At 49.8% G+C, this 16193-nt stretch carries 15 protein-coding genes and 1 tRNA gene; 3 read left to right on the forward strand and 13 right to left on the reverse strand.

What is annotated here, in order from left to right; translation table 11 throughout:
* Positions 1 to 16 precede the first annotated feature (16 nt).
* Together folP and trxA are read right to left on the reverse strand one after the other, a co-directional pair.
* Entirely contained in the window at positions 17 to 868 is an 852-nt protein-coding gene (gene folP, locus ACIDITHRIX25_RS000000103365; RefSeq protein WP_201733668.1) for a dihydropteroate synthase, read from the reverse strand.
* Between the two features lie 83 nt (positions 869 to 951).
* Positions 952 to 1662 (reverse strand): thioredoxin, encoded by a 711-nt coding sequence (gene trxA, locus ACIDITHRIX25_RS000000103370; protein WP_201733669.1) that lies wholly within the window; start codon positions 1660 to 1662, stop codon positions 952 to 954.
* 120 nt (positions 1663 to 1782) lie between these two features.
* On the opposite strand from trxA, the gene ACIDITHRIX25_RS000000103375 reads away from it, so the two are divergent.
* A complete protein-coding gene (locus tag ACIDITHRIX25_RS000000103375; protein WP_052606734.1) occupies positions 1783 to 2811 on the forward strand; it encodes a phosphotransferase family protein in 1029 nt (342 codons plus the stop codon).
* Between the two features lie 308 nt (positions 2812 to 3119).
* Here ACIDITHRIX25_RS000000103375 and ACIDITHRIX25_RS000000103380 read toward each other — a convergent pair whose 3' ends face one another.
* Positions 3120 to 3419 carry an antibiotic biosynthesis monooxygenase family protein gene (locus tag ACIDITHRIX25_RS000000103380; RefSeq protein ID WP_213333501.1) on the reverse strand — a complete coding sequence of 100 codons (300 nt, stop codon included), beginning with the start codon at positions 3417 to 3419 and terminating at the stop codon, positions 3120 to 3122.
* 455 nt (positions 3420 to 3874) lie between these two features.
* Here ACIDITHRIX25_RS000000103380 and ACIDITHRIX25_RS000000103385 point away from each other — a divergent pair, with 455 nt between their 5' ends.
* On the forward strand, positions 3875 to 4489 hold the full coding sequence (locus tag ACIDITHRIX25_RS000000103385) for an HAD family hydrolase (protein WP_201733671.1): 615 nt from the start codon (positions 3875 to 3877) through the stop codon (positions 4487 to 4489).
* A 483-nt stretch (positions 4490 to 4972) separates the two neighbouring features.
* Here ACIDITHRIX25_RS000000103385 and leuS read toward each other — a convergent pair whose 3' ends face one another.
* Positions 4973 to 7483: a leucine--tRNA ligase gene (leuS, locus tag ACIDITHRIX25_RS000000103390; protein WP_201733672.1), complete on the reverse strand. Its 2511-nt coding sequence runs from the start codon at positions 7481 to 7483 to the stop codon at positions 4973 to 4975.
* A gap of 383 nt (positions 7484 to 7866) precedes the next feature.
* Here leuS and ACIDITHRIX25_RS000000103395 point away from each other — a divergent pair.
* Positions 7867 to 7942, forward strand: a tRNA-Ala gene (locus ACIDITHRIX25_RS000000103395).
* On the opposite strand, the gene ACIDITHRIX25_RS000000103400 is transcribed toward ACIDITHRIX25_RS000000103395, so the two are convergent.
* From ACIDITHRIX25_RS000000103400 to ACIDITHRIX25_RS000000103440, 9 genes are all read right to left on the reverse strand, one after another.
* On the reverse strand, positions 7905 to 9734 hold the full coding sequence (locus ACIDITHRIX25_RS000000103400) for a recombinase family protein (RefSeq protein WP_502756227.1): 1830 nt from the start codon (positions 9732 to 9734) through the stop codon (positions 7905 to 7907). The genes ACIDITHRIX25_RS000000103395 and ACIDITHRIX25_RS000000103400 overlap by 38 nt on opposite strands.
* Positions 9712 to 10122: a helix-turn-helix domain-containing protein gene (locus ACIDITHRIX25_RS000000103405; RefSeq protein WP_201733673.1), complete on the reverse strand. Its 411-nt coding sequence runs from the start codon at positions 10120 to 10122 to the stop codon at positions 9712 to 9714. Before ACIDITHRIX25_RS000000103405 ends, ACIDITHRIX25_RS000000103400 begins: the two co-directional genes overlap by 23 nt.
* Positions 10123 to 10208: 86 nt before the next feature.
* Entirely contained in the window at positions 10209 to 10808 is a 600-nt protein-coding gene (locus tag ACIDITHRIX25_RS000000103410; protein WP_201733674.1) for an antirestriction protein ArdA, read from the reverse strand.
* 110 nt (positions 10809 to 10918) lie between these two features.
* Positions 10919 to 11236, reverse strand: coding sequence for a YlcI/YnfO family protein (locus ACIDITHRIX25_RS000000103415; protein WP_201733675.1), 318 nt, complete (start codon positions 11234 to 11236; stop codon positions 10919 to 10921).
* On the reverse strand, positions 11233 to 11373 hold the full coding sequence (locus tag ACIDITHRIX25_RS000000103420; RefSeq protein WP_201733676.1) for a hypothetical protein: 141 nt from the start codon (positions 11371 to 11373) through the stop codon (positions 11233 to 11235). The genes ACIDITHRIX25_RS000000103415 and ACIDITHRIX25_RS000000103420 overlap by 4 nt, the downstream gene beginning before the upstream one ends.
* Positions 11370 to 12461, reverse strand: a complete 1092-nt coding sequence (locus ACIDITHRIX25_RS000000103425; RefSeq protein WP_201733677.1) for a DNA-methyltransferase — start codon at positions 12459 to 12461, stop codon at positions 11370 to 11372. The genes ACIDITHRIX25_RS000000103420 and ACIDITHRIX25_RS000000103425 overlap by 4 nt, the downstream gene beginning before the upstream one ends.
* Positions 12458 to 13261 (reverse strand): replication-relaxation family protein, encoded by an 804-nt coding sequence (locus tag ACIDITHRIX25_RS000000103430; protein ID WP_201733678.1) that lies wholly within the window; start codon positions 13259 to 13261, stop codon positions 12458 to 12460. Before ACIDITHRIX25_RS000000103430 ends, ACIDITHRIX25_RS000000103425 begins: the two co-directional genes overlap by 4 nt.
* A gap of 328 nt (positions 13262 to 13589) precedes the next feature.
* Positions 13590 to 15746, reverse strand: coding sequence for a type IV secretory system conjugative DNA transfer family protein (locus tag ACIDITHRIX25_RS000000103435; protein ID WP_201733679.1), 2157 nt, complete (start codon positions 15744 to 15746; stop codon positions 13590 to 13592).
* On the reverse strand, positions 15743 to 15997 hold the full coding sequence (locus ACIDITHRIX25_RS000000103440; protein WP_201733680.1) for a hypothetical protein: 255 nt from the start codon (positions 15995 to 15997) through the stop codon (positions 15743 to 15745). The genes ACIDITHRIX25_RS000000103435 and ACIDITHRIX25_RS000000103440 overlap by 4 nt, the downstream gene beginning before the upstream one ends.
* Positions 15998 to 16193 lie beyond the last annotated feature (196 nt).

Consider the following 16193-nt stretch of genomic DNA (forward strand, 5'->3'; position numbering starts at 1 on the left):
AATATTATTATCGCCTTTAGAGAACTTGCCTCGACGGAGAAACCGAGTCGGCGATAGCCTCTGATATTTCGAGGGCGCGACGAGTTCCTTTGACGTCGTGAACTCGAAAGATTCTTGCTCCTTCTAGATACGCAATGATCGCAGACGAGATAGAACCAGGACCCCGTGCCGAAACGTCATACCCTAGCAGGCCACCTATAAAGTCCTTATTCGAAGCCGAAAGCAAAAGCGGAAAGCCAACATCGTCTATCAGTTCGCCAGTGCGAGCTAACAATTCGAGCGAATGAGCGGTCGTCTTACCAAGATCGAGCCCTGCGTCGATAACTATCGATTGACGGTCGACGCCACTAGAAATGGCATCGTTTACCTTTAATGTCAAAAATTCACAGACCTGGCCGTAGAGATCGTGATAAACGGGATCTGGGTCCGGAACTCTGGGCGCCAATCGAATATGAGTGGCTATGACTCCACAATCATGACGTGCGGCAACCTCCAAATATTTTGGGTCTCCAAAGCCGCTGATATCATTTCCACATACACCACCGACACTAAGCGCCTCATCTAAGACGATTGAGTTCCAAGTGTCGATGGAAACTGCAACATCGAAACGCTCCACCAAAGCTGAAACCGCCGGAACTACCCTATCAAGCTCCTCCTGCGTTGATATTGCAGGGCCAGCGCCTGCCTTTACTCCACCTACATCTAAGATCTCGGCACCACTTGAAACAAGCTCCTCAGCTCGCTCTAAAAATTTAGAAAATTCAAAGTAGGCACCCTTATCAAAAAAAGAGTCGGTCGTACGATTGAGAATTCCCATCACAAGGCCATGTGTTGCAATGTCAAATGTGTACTTGCCAAATCTAAGCATTCATACCACCGAAAAACAATTGTCTCGATTCCGCCCCAATCTGGTTTTATAGAAAGAAAGCGGCTCGAAGATGCTAAAAATCGTCAAAATAGACGAGCGGCCATCGCCCGACGATACTTGGTAGCTAGCTCCCTATCGGGCAAGACCTCGAGTAGATCGCGAAACTCTTGACGAGCGTCCTCATCATCTTTGACTAACTCTAAAAGGACTGTCAATCGCTCAGTAGCGTCAACCGACGAAAGCGCACCTTCACCTCCAAGGCGAGCCATTGCCTTTAAGCGAATTACATCCTCGCTCTCAGGAATTCTACTCAAGAGGCCGAGGGCTTCTTCGTTTTCTCCACGCTCAATAAGAATCGTAGACAACGCAATAATGGCTTTTTCATGACCCGGTTCGAGAGTTAGGGCCTCTCGTAGCGCCTCTTCGTCACCTGCCTGGACAAGTACATCGGCAGGCGACTGGTTTGCTTCTACCAACTTATCGACAAAAGCTCTAACCGTTGCCTCGGGCTGAGCGCCAACAAATCCATCGACAACCTTGCCATCTTTAATGGCATAGACAGCCGGTATGGACTGGACTTTAAACGCGCCTGCTATCTCTGGGTTCGCGTCAACGTCGATCTTTACAAGGGCAACGTCCCCATTTTTTTCATCTACTACTCGTTCAATAATTGGACCGAGAATCTTACAAGGATTACACCACTCTGCCCATAAATCCACAACGACAGGGACTGTCATTGAACGATTTATTACTTCGGCCTCAAAATTTGCATCTGTTACATCAATCGCACTCACATAACCAATACTAGCAGCGACGCCATTACGCCACCCATGAGAGTTTTATAGGTTGCTATTGACGATTTTTGTGGAATTGAGCCACATGTGCAGCCATAAGGGGTATAAGTTTTATGGGCAATGGAAGGCATCAACGAACCCGCAGTAACAAATTGGATCAAGTCGGCACTGCCAGACTTTGAGAGTCCCTACAACTACGAGCTCATCGCCGGAGGTAGGTCCAACCTTACCTTTGCAGTAACAGGGGCGACAGGAAAGAAGATCGTACTTCGTCGACCTCCAGTTTCACATGTCTTACCGACGGCTCACGACATGGAACGGGAATTTAGAATAATCTCCGCCCTAAAGCCAGTGGGATTTGAAGTTGCAACCCCCTTGGCGGTCTGCCATGACAAGGAGGTAAATGACTACCCTTTTTACCTAATGAGCTTCGTCGACGGCTACATATTGAAAGAGCCGGAGCTACTTTTAGAAAAATTTCCCAACCCAAATGATCGAAAAACAATCTCAGAGTCGGTCGTAGATACACTTGTAAAGCTACACAGTTATGATATCGACGAGATTGGCCTCGGAGACTTAGCGCGCAAAGAAGGATACATCGAGCGCCAACTCAAACGATGGTATAGCCAGTTCAGATCTAGTGCTTCTGAGATCGACCATAGCGTCCCCGAAGTTGACGAAATGTTTACTCGCCTCAGTGCAACAGTTCCAGAACAAAAACGCGCCGCCATAGTCCATGGGGACTATCGCCTTGACAACACCGCTGTTGGACAAGATGGCACAATTGCAGCGGTTCTAGATTGGGAGATCTGTACTTTAGGCGATCCATTGGCCGATATCGGACTTTTATTGGTCTACTGGACCGAACCGAGTGATACCAATCCACCACTGTCGTCGGTGACTTCTCTCGATGGATTCTACACAAGAGCCGAAATCGCACAGCGCTACGCTAATGCCGCAAAGGTAGACCTAGGGTTGATCAATTATTACGTATCCTTTGGTTATTGGAAGTTGGCCTGCATCCTCGAAGGCGTCTACTCCCGGTATGTCCAAGGAGCCCGTGGCGGCGATCGTAGCGAAATTACCGATTATGCAAAACAAGTAATGCTCTTGGCGCAATCAAGTTTCGCTGCCCTCGAGAAGTTTTAAACGCAAAGATGCAGCTGACTCTAGAGTCAGCTGCATCTTTGCGTTTCCATCTTGGTCCAAAAAGTACCAGATGAATAAGTACCCTGATGAATAAGCAATGGCATATTTGTGAACTTTGATGAAAAGAATTCATGCCACAGCGCAACGCTATTTGGCAATCCTAATAAGACCAAAACAACTCATAAAAACAAAAAGTCCGACGTCAAAGAAGCTGCCTGCCACGACTCGACGAATATTGGATTCACACAGGGGTTTCGAGATCGTCTTCAAATGATCAAGCGACTCCAACCCCAAATCACACCTATAGGTCAATTCCTGAGATCGGCCACGATTTCATACGAATCGGCTCCTGGGGCTTCCGATCCTGAAGAGCCGCCTCGATCTCCATGCGCCGCCCTAAAGGCGTCAGATTGACGCCAATTAATAAAATCCTCTTCGGATTCAAATTCCATAGTGGCCAAATAAGGAGATCCTTCCTTATTTGGTCTCATTAGACTCGCCCGAACAAGACCAACAACCTCTTTGAGGGTAGAATCCATCGAAGTCGAAAATCCCTTTTCAAAAGATTCACTAACGGGGGCGGCTATACGATTCACAACAAAATACATCTATACCTTCTCTAACAGATAAAGCAGTTCAAGCCGATAAACCTCCAGGGAACCTGGGAGTCCAATCCGTCGCTTAAAAATCAAACTATCAATGACCTACTTACCCTCTGAGCATAATTACTAATAACGATTTTCTCCAATAGATGATGTAGATACCACAGCTTTCGCCCAAAGTCCAAAAACCCAATCCTCACCGAAAATGCGACATTATGAAAAATAGGTCGCAGGGCAGCGGGGTCGCGGTCAAAGTGAACCAGCTCAAGATAACGCTAAAACGCCCGCACTCCCCCTTTGCGATCCAAAAATCAAAAGAAACCGTAATAGAAAAATGTAAAAGCCATTTATCTCAAAGCTGCGAAATCAATGCCGATTCGATGCCTGCTAGCGATATCCATTAGCCAGCGGTCTAGAGTTGCAATCGCGCAAAGGGAACGCTTTGGCCGTAAGATTTCTATGTGACAAAGAAACAAAACCCAAATGATATTGTAATTTTCGATCTAGGTGGGGTCCTTGGAGATTTCGGTGGAATAAATACACTTCATGAGATTGCCGATCTAAAGGACGATAACGAACTTTGGAATAAGTGGCTTACCTCAAATAGCGTGAGAGAATTTGAATCCGGCCGCTCCACATTTGATAAATTCGCTATTCAGATCACAAAAGAGTGGGAATTCACGATCACTGCGGATGAATTCAAATCACAATTCCTATCCTGGGTCAACGGACCGCTGGAGGGTTCCTTGGAACTTTTGAAATCGGTCAAGGAAAAGGTGCAAATAGGCTGCTTGAGCAATACCAACGAACCCCACTGGACTAACACGATATCAAAATGGGATTTCATCGAACTCTTCGATTTCCCCTTGCTATCATTTCAAATTGGCTTGCTAAAGCCAGACCCTGAGGTATTCGCGCACCTAACCCGGGTCACGAACCGTAACCCCCAGCAGATAATCTTCTTAGACGATAACCAAATGAACGTTGATGCCGCATTGGAATTCGGATTGAGGGCATACCAGGTAAATGCAATCGAGGGGTGTCAACGGGTTTTGAAGGAGATTGGGATCCTATAAATCGACTGAAATCGGTTCGCATTGGAAAAATAGCAATTCAATTTTTAATAAGATGCATCAGCAAATTGCGCAAATACATCCATTAATCTCAAAGACCACAAACACCACAACTTGTTTGGATCTTTTGTGGCTACTTCTCGATCGAACAAGATCCATTTAGGATACTCAGACTCGAAGGTTCAAGCCACTTAAAAATCTTGCCAGTTAAGAACCATATTGGCCTGATGGCTCTAGATGCGCTCAAAAAAAAGAGACTTCAGAGATACAAAAACTACTTCCAAACAGAAAGTAGAGTAAAAAGCTAAAAGGCCAATGGCGCGAGCGGTGGAAATAACTATTACCGACAACTCGATGGCTTAAATGTGAATTAACGAATCAAACGCCCCAAAGGTGTCATTGGGGCGTTTGATTGTTCTGAGTCAAATAGCTTCGCCCATCCAATACGCGAACTCGAGAATATCTCAATGATTCACGAAAAATGGACTAAGGAATCAAATTGATCAACTTTGGAAGTCTATAGACCACTCTTGATGCAGAGCCGTTAGCAAGGAATGATAAAACTTTTTGGCTGCCCATGCTGAGGGCAAGAGCCTCTTGCTCTGTAATAGATCCATCAACTTCGAACTTCTCTCGCACCTTCCCAGCAACCTGTACGACCAAGGTCTCTTTGACGCTAGAGAGCAGTGCCTGGTCAGGAGTTGGCCATTTCTGAAGATGCACGATCTCGCCATCATGGCGAATCGACCAAAGTTCAGCACAGATGTGCGGAGTCATAGGCGCTAAAAGTTTGATCAAGATATCGATCGCTTCGTCGACGCTTGAAGAATCTGCTCCGTTTGAGATCCCTTTATATATCTGGTTGCACAGCGACATAGCTCCCGATACAACTGTATTGTAGGACCAGCGCTCGTAGTCTATTGTTGCCTTTTCGATGATTCGATGGGTAAATTCTCTGAGCAATTTCGACTCTGAATCTTGAACCTTAGTGGGTACATATTCATTGACAGCGACGCGATAGACGCGCTTGAGAAAACGAGAGCAACCCTCTATCATCTCATCGGCTTGACCTGTCCAATCAAAGTCGTCGCCGGGAGGCCCAATAAAAAGATGAAAGAGCCTAAGTGCATCAGCACCCACTCCATCAAAATATTGCTCTGGAGAAATTAAATTACCCTTTGATTTGGACATTTTTGATCCGTCCATCCTGATCATCCCTTGGGTAAAAAGACGAGCAAAAGGTTCCTTTAGTGACTTTGGAACCAACGAAAGATCTGAAAGCGCACGCGTAAAAAACCTAGCGTACATAAGATGCAAAATCGCGTGTTCGATACCGCCGATATATTGATCAACCGGCATCCACTCTTCAAGTGCCGTCAGAGAAAATGGCTCTTTGGAATTGAACGAGTCACAAAATCTGAGAAAATACCATGACGAGTCGACGAAGGTATCCATTGTGTCTGTCTCTCGAGTTGCTGGACCCCCACACTTTGGACAGACAGCCTTTGAAAATATTGCATGGCGCGCCAATGGAGATTCGCCTGTTGGAAGAAACTCAACATCATCAGGAGCCAAAACCGGAAGATCATCCACTGGAACCGTTGAAGTGCCACACTTGTCACAATAAACGATCGGAATTGGACATCCCCAATATCTCTGTCTGGAGATCAACCAATCGCGCAACCGATATTGCGTAGAGGCAACACCTAAGTCACGCTCTTGCAACCAAGAGATCGCCTTAGATTTGGCCTCCTCGATGGAAAGTCCATTCAAAAATTCAGAGTTTATCTTCTCGCCGCTTCCGGTATAGGCATCGCCTTCAAAGCCCTCTGGTGGTGCCACGGTTCGAATAATAGGCAGATCGAAGACTTTGGCAAAGTCATAATCCCGTTGATCCTCACCAGGAACGGCCATGATTGCGCCGGTTCCATAAGTCATAAGCACGTAATCCGCAATATAAAGTGGGACCAATTTTCCGGTGAATGGATTCATTACCGAGCATCGGGTAAAGATTCCTCTCTTTGGTCGTTCGGAAGTAGTCGTGACCCTATCCACGTCAGAAAGGTTCTTCACCGATTGAACGAAATCCTGGATCTCTCGAGAATTCTGTTCACTTACAGAAAACTCGGGACTAACCACATTGTCAATCTTCCACTTTTCATCTTGGATCTTCGAAGACGTGATCAACTCGACAAACGGATGCTCAGGGGCGATAACGGCATAAGTCATGCCAAAGGAGGTATCAGGCCGGGTTGTGTAAACCTCAATCGAATAGTCAGACAGCCCTGCAACTTTGAGCTTCATCTTAGCGCCGACAGACCGACCGATCCAGTTACGCTGCATCGTTTTGACTCGCTCTGGCCAATCCAAACTGTCGAGGCCTTCAAGAAGATCATCGGCATAGGAAGTAATCCGAAAGAACCACTGCGAAAGGTTCTTACGTTCAACGATGTCACCGCTGCGATCACACGTACCGTCGGAATTCACTTGCTCATTTGCCAACACCGTTTGGCAACCTGGACACCAATTGACTGGGGCCTCTGCCTTGTAAGCAAGGCCCGCTTCATAAAGTCTGGCAAAGATAATCTGTGACCATTTAATCATCGATGGATCGTGACTCTTTGATTCACGTCGCCAATCAAAGACCGCTCCAAGGCGCTTTACGCTGGAACGAAGTTCGTCAATTCGTGCATCGGTATATTCCCTAGGATGAATCTTGGTCCTTATGGCAGCATTCTCTGCAGGAAGTCCAAACGAATCAAAGCCAAATGGCGAAAGGACGGCCTCGCCCTTCATTGTTCTAAAGCGAACATTTAGATCGCCGAAGGTATAGTTCTTAACATGGCCCTGATGCGCAGCACCCGATGGATAAGGATACATGCACAAGACATATGATCTTGGCCGGGTATCGTCCTCATCGACTTGGTAGATTCCCGATTCTTCCCAAATCCGTTGCCACTTACGCTCAACTTCTTGTACGTTATAAACCTCAGTCATTGACCCTCATGTCGTTACAAAATTACAACCATTCTAAACGGGGCGTCGTTAGAATACATTTTTGTGTGTCAAAAGTGTATTCTAACGATATAGGTTTCATTGATGGAAAATCACCCCATTGCTAGCGCCCGGGAGCTCCATACCCAGAGATTGCCTGAGGCCAAGAGGCAGCACCGACCTAGTGCAAGCTAGTATCGACACATTGGAACTGACCTATTGCCCTGTAAATGACCAAATCCGACCTTGCTAATTTTTGTCAAAGCTATGGCTCCACCTTTCACATTTACCACTCGGTCAGGGTGTCAGAAGGACAAAAGTTCATTAATTCGACTTGAGGCTAACCGATCAAACAATTTTGCAATATACTGTCATGGTGACCTCTTGGGGGTGTAGCTCAGCTGGAAGAGCATTTGACTGGCAGTCAAAAGGTCGTGGGTTCGAGCCCCATCACCTCCACCAAATGTGGGACGTTCAAACCCACGTCATTAAAAAAACCGGCACTACTGTTGTTATTAGATCCTTCGGCTATTAAGTCGGAGGATCTAATGCTTTCATAAACCCGCACCTCGTCATGTCGCATCGGCATGGCTACTACTCTCGGGTTGTTTTGGAGTAAAAGTCCCATCCCTTCGGTGTACTCATATGCTGCAACTCCGTCTTCAAAGACCATCAGTCGAGTAAAGACTGCCTGATTGAGTCGCCGCCGAACGCTGTTGCCAGCGAATTTATAAGCCTGTGGCAAATCGGCTGCCCAACCTATCGCCCGATTCAACTTCAGCTCAATGTTGCCAAATTCTTGGCTGGAATCATCCAGACGCTTTTGAGCTTGTGTCATCGCAGAACTAATGCGCTCCTGCTCAGAATGCAACAGATCCATTGGCACTGCACCGACGTAGTAGGCATCAAGCAACTTCTTGCGTTCAGTTGTTAACTGTTCGATCCGACGTTTCTGCAAGCGCTGTTCTCGCTCGGCATCAGCCCGGGTGTCGGCCAGACCTTCTTTCAGCACCGCTCGAAGTTCTTCTGAGCGTTCCGGCGTAATTCGAACATCTTGCCAGAACTCCTCCACTCGTTGTTCGACAAGCTCCACCTGTAAGGCTTTCTGCCAGCAGGAGTTGCCGTTGGCCCGACGGCCCAAGCAAAAGAAATAGACGTATGACCCCCCGTGTCCATTAGCGTGCGTCAGACAGAGCCGGGCCCCGCACTTGGCACAAAATACCGTGCCCTTGAGATAATGCTCGTGCCGCCAATGTTTCTCGCCAGATGTGTTATGCAGTGCCAGCACTTCTTGTACACGATCAAATAGCTCTGGTGTTACCAGCGGTTGATGCTTGCCTGGGTATTTAACGCCGTGATATACCACGACCCCTTTGTAATAGGGATTGACTAAAAATCGTTGCACAAGTGACAGATGTAACGGCTGGGATGGTTTCTTTAGTGTCGGACGAGTCATCAATCCTCGCATGGTCAGCTCTTCAAGTAATTTAGCGAGTGTCCAGTTCCCAGTGGCATATGTCTCAAAAGCCCAGGTGATATGCGGAGAGCGTTCTGGATCGGTCTCGATCCAACGCTTGTCCTTCTCCGCATTTGCGCCCTGGACGTTGAGATAGCCGATTGGCGCGAGCGATGGAGTGCCACCGTCTTTGACTTTCTGTAGCGTCTTGCGCTTGATGTCGTCACCTTGATTGCGCGATTGGTACTCATTGACGACTGCCAACATTCCCTGAAGCATCCGGCCAGAAGCAGTCCGGTCGATGCCGCCCTCCATGCAAGAAATCAATGTCGCACCAGATGCTTCCAAGCGCATGGTGATGCTGGCATCATCCAGGCGGTTACGGGCGAAGCGACTTAGCTGGTGCACGATCACATAGTCGACATCGCGTTCCTGGGTCACCCGATCAATAAGCGCTAACATGGCCGGACGCTTGTCAACACTGGTACCGCTGTCCTTGTCTATGTACTCGTCTACGATTATCGCTCCAAGCTGGCGGGCCCGGCTTGTACAAGCTGTTCGCTGAGTCGGCAGTGAATAGCCCTCTGGATTTCCATCACGTTCTGCCTGTGCCTTGGTGCTGACACGGATATAGGCAACGGCACGTTTGGTGGAAATATCCTGGGAAGCTGTATCGATATCCTCAGGATTTGAACGTTGGTCGCGCGCCACTTCCGCTGGAAGTGTAAGAGTGCTTTGATCAGTGATTGTCATGGCCTCTGTTGCTCCTGACTCATCATGCGCTGTCTCTGGTTCCATAATCACCTGCCTCTTCTGTAATTGGAACTGCTTGGTTGTTGTCTAGGCCATGGCGAGCTGAGAGTTCTTCGAAGAGTTTCTTCAGTTCTATAACCGCAGTGGCTGGTAGATCCTGGTACTTGGTTTTCAGATAAGACTCGAAGCTGGGCAGTTCTTTGGGCACCAGGTATCCGGCCCGGGCGTATACATCGGCTAAGGGTATCCCCAAAAGACTGGCGAAACGGGCCAGCTTGTCGGGCCGGGGAGCGGCGAATTTGCCTTGTTCGAAACGCACTACCGTTGAGCTTCTGACTCCAGCAGCATCGGCCACCTGATAGACCGAGTATCCCAGTTCCTTGCGTTTCTGGCGGAATAATTCTCCGAGTGCCTTTGATTGTTCTGGATTCATGAATATTGTTCCTTTTCCCAATACCCATTCTACCAGGAATAATGCGCGTACGCATCCCATTGTTGCCAATTCCACAACGAGAAAATTCAATAAATTTCATCAAATACATAAACACCCCCGTCTCCCTCACTTGTGGAAATGCTCCCAGATAATTCAAGGTCTCGGGCAAAGGCTTCAATGTCAATACGGACATAAGACCGAAGGTGCTCTGGCACGATGGTTTCGATCAGATCGTTATAACCTAAATCATCAAAGAGTTGACTGGCATAGTCAACCAGGCTGTCGAAGTGTCCACGGTAGGCATCTTCAAAACGACCCAGTGTTTCGGGACTGTTCTCGTCAGCCAGTGTCGCCCAGTGGGCATAGGCCACTCCGTGTTCACTGATTCCCTGGGCCAACCGAGCAACAGTTGCAATGCTCTCGTACTCATCAAGTTTTAGCGGTCCAAAGTTCTCATAATCATGTATGGCGTATTCTTCAGCTCCAGGTGTTGGAGACTTTGTCAGCATGTCTTGTATCGCTGTGTGGATATCTTCCGGTTCCTGTGCAGCGCTGATCCATGCGCCGTGCAGGTAACCGTCGTTGTAGTCACTCAGGCTGGCCACGTAAATGCGTGGCTCTGCTTCTAAACATTCAGTTTTGTCTTGTTCTTGTTCACCCTCTGGTATTTTCGGTTCGTCTTCCATTGTTCACCTCCTTAGTTATTCGTTATCTTTTTATGGGTTGATGACAGGGACTTTCTTGAGGTTCGCATAATTGCGATTCAGAAAGTCCCTGTCAGGGTGGAAATGGGTGCTCAGCTCAAAGCTGGCTCATTTTCCTTTGAGCGGTTGGACCGTTGGGATTTTGCTCCCGTTGGACTACCTGACTCCGGCGCTGCACTTTCGCCCCCAAATAGGGTGACGATGGCTTCACGCCGTTTGGCGGCATCGCTCTCGATTTCAGCGAGAACGGCTTCAGCCCGTCCAGCCAGTTGCGGATTGCCGCGCTTTGTCTCGATGAAACTCTCGATGGCTTGGCGAATAGCGTCGCTTATCGTAAGTTCCTCGAGCTGGGCAATCATTGTCAGCTGGGCGTGTAGATCTTCTTCCAAGCGAATGGCAAGTGATTTCACAGTGCCACCTCCTGGCAGAAGTACTTGAGTGCAACATGGCTCATAACCATATCCTCCTCGGTTTGGTGCGACCGGCGATCCCCGAATGGCATCTCCTCGTAAAGCCGCATTTCACCGACGAGGCATTCATGCGTCATGAAACCTCCTCCTTTGCTTGTTGTCCAGCGCTATCCCCAGTTATCCGGTCCCTGGTGATTCGAGCCTCAGTTATCCGTTCCATGGCCAGTTTGGCAAAGCGGGGGTTCAGCTCAATACCAAGCCAATCCCGCCTGTGTGCTTCAGCCACCAAACCAACAGTTCCGGCTCCGAAAAACGGATCGAGCACCACCCCTGGACGCCACCCCTTGCGGCACTTACACGATGGACGCAAATCACCAGGTACTGTGATATGCCCAACGGTCTTGGCTTGATTTCGTTGCCAGGGACTACCGCAACGAATACAGACCTTTTCCGGACAGGTTGCCAGTAGGGGCTGCTCCACGAGGCGGGGCGGGAAAGTGGCGAAATGCTCACCCCGGAAGTTCGCTGATGCCATTGTCCAGACATCCCCGGGATTCTTACCGAGCGGATGACCACTCAACCCCTGGGCTTTTAGCTTTGCCAGTCCAACGTTGTTGCCAGCCAGCGGTCCGGCCCAATTTGGTGGACTGGCCGATAATGGTGGGTAGGGCTTTAGTGCTTTGGCGGGGTGTTTGAGTGACGTGAGATGCGGTATCCGGATGGCGTCAAGATCGAAGTAGTAATGATGGGAACGGGTCAGGAAATAGATCACTTCCCAGGTGCACGACAGTCGGTCCCGAACGCTGCTTGGCATGGAACGGGTCTTGGCCCAGATAACCTTGTTTCGAATCGTCCAGCCGTCTTCTATAAGAGCAAGTGCCAACCGCTCCGGTCCCAGCAGCAGACTTTTCGACGGTGCACCAAAATGCGGGTGACGACTGAAGCTGTCTCCCAGGTTCAGCCAGACCGATCCGGTCGGCTTGAGCACTCTTGAAAGTCCACCCATTACCAGACGTAGCTCATTGACCCAGGCCGATACGTCAGGCTCCAGACCCATCTGATTCTTGCTTCCATAATCCCGTAGCTGAAAATACGGCGGCGAGGTAACAACAGAATCCACTGAAGCCTCGGGGATTTCCGCCAGCCGCTTTCGGGCATCACCTACTATAACGGTGTTGGTGATAATAGAGCTGCCGGGCAGATTCCTGCCTGATTGGCCGCTCATGAACTGCCTCCGCTAAGTGTCGATAACCCCTGATCAAAAGTGGTTGTCACAAATAGTTCCTTGGTCAATCGATGATCACGGGCAATGGCTGTTTGTAACCGCGCAACACGTTTGTTGTCTGGCATAATCCAGCAAACCTGGGGATGGAGACCGTGAGCCGCCTGTTCCTTACCGGAGCGGTAGTAGGTGTCATAGATGCGGCACTTGCGAAGAAGGGCTGGCAGGTGTTCACTGCCCCTGTCGATCTCGATGAACCATCGCTGTTCGTAGTCGCCCACACCGAGTGCCAGAAACAGATCAGGCCGTAAAAACATTGGACCACCCAGTCCGGAAAATTCCCGCCAACAGCGAGGTTCGCTCTGACAGCTCAGAATCTCGAACGCACCTTGACGGCTGGCTAGGGTCACGTCAACCACAACCTGGGAGACAGCCAGAGTGTGATCGACGAAAGTGGTGGTTGGTTCCCGAAACCTGGGACGATTGCCACCTGATGTAAGTATCCGGTGGCCAACCGGACCAAGGGCGTAAATATACGAGGCCGATCCGGCCCTAACCCCACCGACTCTACGATCAAGTCGCACCAGCAACCGGTCTCTAGTCAGTCCGGCCAGAACTCGTCGACAACTGCGAGCCGCCGATAAGGTACTGGCGTGATCTTCGCCCGAAAAATAAAGAGCTTCGATCTGGCGGCCACTCATCAGCCGCAACTCAAAAACTCGGCTGATTATCTCAAGATCCCGGGTCGAGAGTTGTTGGCGGGATCTCCTCAGTCCCTTTGAGCTGGTCCGTTGATCACTCATCGAAACCTCCCTGAGTTGCATACCAATTCCGCGCCTTTAGAGAGAGTATGAAAGGTGTAAGTGAGTGGGAATTTGGCAACACGAAGGGACAGACAACCCCCTGGAGCTATCTGATTATTGATTGTTCTGGGACTTCTGTCCGTCGAGTAATAGCCTTCATTGGTCGCCGTTGGCTCAGGCCCCCGGCCTTTGGCGAAAAAAGGGAAAGTGCAGCGAAGCAGCAATAGAGTCCGCGCCCTTGTTGAGGTATTTATGCCTTCTGGCCAGGTAGTACCCACCCCTGTTGACCACACGACCGGTAGAGCGAGCGGACACTGCCATAGGCCGCTCATAAGCTATCCCCGCGGTTACGCCTGCGGCGGCCAAGATCCTCTGTTGGCTCAGTTTTTCGTCCATAGGCAAGATCACGGATTGCGGCCTCGACAACACTTCGGTCAATGCCGTAGGCATCACGTGATGCAGTTCGAATAAGCTCCGGATCGCTCGTGGAATTGTCTGGCATAAGGGTGCGGGCGCTGCACCAGGGCTGAACCGAGTTTCGGGCCAACAGTTGCACGTAGCAGTGATAAGCACTCAGACTTTGAAAATCTTCTGGTTCCAAGTTGCTACCGGCGGCAATCAATTTGGCATCTTCGTTTGGCAGTCGAAAGGCAATGCGGGACTGGGCGTTGTTCATTACCGCTGAACGTATTGGCAGATCCAGTTGGTGCATGTACTGATGTGCTAAGACGAATCCGACACCCAATCCCCGAGCTTGAGCCATGGCATCTGCAAAGTCAGTAGCAGCCCGCAAATAATTTTGAAATTCATCGACGTATATGAAGACCGGGTGCCGTTTCTCCGGGGCAACTGTTGAACGGTTCAAGGTAGCCTGCCACAGTTGAGCAATTACCAAACTGCCAAGCAGTGCTGCCGTCTCCGGTCCCAGTTCTCCCTTAGCCAGATTGACGAGCAGGATTTTTCGTTTGGTAAATAGATCGCGGACATCGAATCGGGGCTTAGCTTGTCCGATAATGGCCCTAATTTGGGGCCGCAGTAAAAATGGACGGAGTTTATTCATAACCGGCGAGATGGCGGTTGTTCTCTCAGCTTCGCTCCAGTTTTCATAGGAGGCCCAAAACGGCTCCAGGCCAATCGGATCATCAAGGCTGGCCACCATTCGGCGGCGAAATCCGGCATTGGTTAGAAGCAGCGGCAAAGCCACAAGTGTCATGCCGGGATTACGGGCAAGGGTTAATAAGGCACTGCCCAAAATGTCCTGGGTCCTTGGTCCCCAGTTTGCAACGTAGAGGTTGTGAAAGACGCCAAGCAACTGATCGGCTACCAGTTCAGGTGAACGACCATGGGTAGATAAGGGATTGAGTCCCACTGGTTGTTTGTCATCGGTTGGATCGAGCAAAACCACGTCACCTGCGCGATGTGGCGGAACGTGGCTCAAGATATCTTTTATCAGATCGCCTCTGGGTTCGATTACCGCAACGCCCCTGCCATCTGCCATGTCTTGGACAACAAGATTGAGCAACAGCGTCGATTTACCAGATCCGGTTGGACCAAGCACATGGAAATGGCGCAGCGAGTCGGCTGCCGAGATAGCCAACGGTCGTTCCCTACCTGGGAATGTCGCTTCGCCAATAATGCGTCCCGATTTTGGTATCGCCGATGTCGGGGCCAGCATTCGACTGCCAACCTTGGCAACCGGAAGATCGCTGGTGGCACCGATTGGCCAACCAGACACCGTGGCCAGTTCAAGTGCATTGAGCCGCAGCGGAATGAACAAGGGCAGGTGAAGACTCGTGATTCGTTTAGGACTGGTCGAACGAGCCCGGAAACTGACACCGGGGGCTTCAGAGGTGCGCAGTGCTCCGAGAACCTGGCGAATGAGCTGGCGCTGCCTTGCCTCACTCTTAGCCATAACGCCAATTCGCCCGACAGCTTGCCAACCCGAGACGCCTTGCTTGGAACGCAGGGCAGTGCGAAATTCACTGTCAGCTGATTGTGATTTACCAAGAACGGTATCGGCCACATCAGCCAGCCAGAATTCATGAGAGGCGTTGATTTTGTTGGGAACCGGACTTGAAGACAGCTGACGGCCAAGTACCCATTGCAAAACCAGATGCTCATTGGCACCAAGGTGAGAAAGGGCACTCAGCAGTGCCGTACTGACAATTTCAGGATCGTCGGTACCAAGTGGTCGGCGGCGGGTCGATAACCGCAGTTCTACCGCCCGATTGAATGCACTGTTATTGTGGTCTATTGTCTCAACGGCCAGTCCAGGCAGACCAGCGCGTAGCTGATGGACGATGCTTCCGACCCGGTCTCTTGGCAGTGCCAGACGATGCTCCACGAAGTCAGCACTGCCAACTGTTTCAATTACAACTGGGGTTCCAGCTGTAGCGCTGAGCAGCAGAAAAGCCTGTTCAACCTGCTGGGCTGAGACATTTCGGGGCCAACGCAGCCGGTACCAGATAAGGAGTCCCGCCTTCACGCTGCATCACCCTGGTTACTGGTGTTGTCCTGATCTTTGACGGGTTTGATTGTCCGGTTAGCTCTGCTACGCTTTGCCCGGATTTCTGCCTTGGCTTGAATCCCGGCTCGAGCTTCAGCCTCGGCCTCAGTTTCGGCTTGAGCTTCAGCCAGGGCAATCAACGCCCTCGCCAAACGTCGCAGATCAGGTGGATCTTTTCTGACACCTCGGACTCTGATATGATCGTCATTATTGTGAAATGTTCTGCTCATAGCGTTACCTCCTTTTTCTGTTAGTTATGGGTTAATAAACAAGGGCGTTTGGTCCCAGAGCTTTGAATGCAAATGGGATGGACTTCATGGGTTATGCCCGCACCGATCCATTTCGCCTGATGCCAAAACGCATTGCTATGGACTGATAAGTAAATAATGCTTTTACGCATTAGTCAATGATGATTGTTAATTCCAC

The organism is Acidithrix sp. C25, from assembly GCF_904848545.2.

Bases quoted from the DNA above. Each gene is read 5' to 3' on its own strand.
- ACIDITHRIX25_RS000000103420 (WP_201733676.1), bottom strand. From the start codon at position 11,373: ATGACGCATGAATGCCTCGTCGGTGAAATGCGGCTTTACGAGGAGATG.
- ACIDITHRIX25_RS000000103410 (WP_201733674.1), bottom strand. From the start codon at position 10,808: ATGGAAGACGAACCGAAAATACCAGAGGGTGAACAAGAACAAGACAAA.
- ACIDITHRIX25_RS000000103405 (WP_201733673.1), bottom strand. From the start codon at position 10,122: ATGAATCCAGAACAATCAAAGGCACTCGGAGAATTATTCCGCCAGAAA.
- ACIDITHRIX25_RS000000103375 (WP_052606734.1), top strand. From the start codon at position 1,783: ATGGAAGGCATCAACGAACCCGCAGTAACAAATTGGATCAAGTCGGCA.
- ACIDITHRIX25_RS000000103440 (WP_201733680.1), bottom strand. From the start codon at position 15,997: ATGAGCAGAACATTTCACAATAATGACGATCATATCAGAGTCCGAGGT.
- leuS (WP_201733672.1), bottom strand. From the start codon at position 7,483: ATGACTGAGGTTTATAACGTACAAGAAGTTGAGCGTAAGTGGCAACGG.
- ACIDITHRIX25_RS000000103400 (WP_502756227.1), bottom strand. From the start codon at position 9,734: ATGGAACCAGAGACAGCGCATGATGAGTCAGGAGCAACAGAGGCCATG.
- folP (WP_201733668.1), bottom strand. From the start codon at position 868: ATGCTTAGATTTGGCAAGTACACATTTGACATTGCAACACATGGCCTT.
- ACIDITHRIX25_RS000000103380 (WP_213333501.1), bottom strand. From the start codon at position 3,419: ATGTATTTTGTTGTGAATCGTATAGCCGCCCCCGTTAGTGAATCTTTT.
- ACIDITHRIX25_RS000000103430 (WP_201733678.1), bottom strand. From the start codon at position 13,261: ATGAGTGATCAACGGACCAGCTCAAAGGGACTGAGGAGATCCCGCCAA.
- ACIDITHRIX25_RS000000103425 (WP_201733677.1), bottom strand. From the start codon at position 12,461: ATGAGCGGCCAATCAGGCAGGAATCTGCCCGGCAGCTCTATTATCACC.